The organism is Sulfoacidibacillus ferrooxidans, from assembly GCF_022606465.1.
Classification (GTDB): Bacteria; Bacillota; Bacilli; order Alicyclobacillales; family SLC66; genus Sulfoacidibacillus; species Sulfoacidibacillus ferrooxidans.
In genome coordinates this window covers 1-881 of sequence record NZ_JALBUF010000062.1, presented here as the reverse complement: position 1 = coordinate 881, position 881 = coordinate 1, and the positions used below count along the sequence as shown (strand labels likewise).

At 46.5% G+C, this 881-nt stretch carries 1 protein-coding gene; it reads left to right on the top strand.

The annotated features are described in order from the left end of the window. Nucleotides 1-809, top strand: an 809-nt coding sequence (locus tag MM817_RS16365) for an IS3 family transposase (RefSeq protein WP_241717110.1), incomplete at its 5' end; no start/stop codon positions are given. Between the last annotated feature and the right edge of the window lie 72 nt (nucleotides 810-881).

Sequence of the window (881 nt, the reverse complement as noted above, 5' to 3'; positions counted from 1 at the left end):
ATCGAAGCGGGTACTATGCATGGGTTAAGTGCCCTACTAGCGAGCGTACATATCGCCGAATGAATCTCACTCGACGTATTCATCACATCTTTCTTGCCTCTCGGCGTTTATACGGGAGTCCAAAGATTATGCGGGTGCTGCGAGACGAGGGTGTACGTGTTGGGCAGAAAACAGTGGCTCGTATCATGCGGGAAAATGGGCTGAAGAGCCGCACAGTCCGTAAATATAAGGCAACAACCAATTCCAAACACAATCAGCCTGTAGATGACAACGTGCTGAATCAGACGTTTACGGCAGAGAGACCAAACCAGGTGTGGATGTCGGATATTACGTATGTTTGGACCGCCGAAGGATGGCTCTACGTCGCAAGTATTATGGATTTATTCACACGAAAAATCGTTGGATGGAAGGCTGACTCACGTATGACCAAGGAACTCGTGATGAGCGCATTAGACGACGCATATGAGCGGGAAAAGCCGGCTGATGGTGTGTTGCATCATTCGGATCGAGGCAGCCAGTATGCGTCCAATGAGTACCAAGCACGGCTAAAAAAGTACAAGATGAAAGGCAGCATGAGCCGCAAGGGAAACTGTTACGACAACGCTTGCATTGAATCATTTCACAGCGTCATTAAACGTGAGCTCATCCATGTAGAAACGTACAAAACGCGCAAACGGGCGCATAAAGACATTTGGGAGTACATCGAGATTTGGTACAACAGGTTGCGGATTCATTCGTCGATTGGATATAAGACCCCTGTACAATTCCAATCAATGTATTTCAAAAAAGCGAACAAAAAGGCAAGCTAAATCCAAGGTGCAATCCGTCAGACTGTTTTGATATTCTTTGTTCGGTGTGTCCACCATATTGACTTAATACCA